Raw genomic sequence first — 478 nt, forward strand, 5'->3', positions numbered from 1 at the left:
ACGCTATGACGACAGCGAACTTGGCCGCAAGCTGGAAGAACTGAAGACGCGGATCGCCCCTGAAGGCCGTTTGGTGAAACGGACGGCGAAGATCCGTCCCATCGCAGTCAATCGCGACTTCTCCTCCTGGGATTCGATTCCCGAGAAGACGTGGATGTTTGCCTACGGCTGGTACATGCATCCCGTCTTCGAGACGATGTTCGATTTTCCGTTCCATGATAACATCCGACCGATCTTTATCTCCTTCCACGTCAACAATCGCGAGATGCTGTCGGACAAGGCGATCGACTATCTGAGGAAATACCAGCCGATCGGTTGTCGCGACTGGACGACGGTCTATCTGTTGCGCGAAAAGGGCGTGCAGGCTTTCTTCTCCGGCTGCGTCACCACCACGATCGGCCATATTTTCACCGATGACGTCCCGCATGCCGGCGAGGATACGATCGCGCTCGTCGATTATTCTACCAAGGACGACGAA

Annotated in this window: 1 protein-coding gene; it reads left to right on the forward strand. The window is 55.4% G+C overall.

The window, feature by feature from the left end; all coding sequences use genetic code 11:
• On the forward strand, positions 1–478 hold a 478-nt coding region (locus tag AC1D0P_RS28945), incomplete at both ends, for a hypothetical protein (protein ID WP_477679884.1).

It is taken from the genome of Polaromonas sp. P1_G2 (assembly GCF_056405515.1).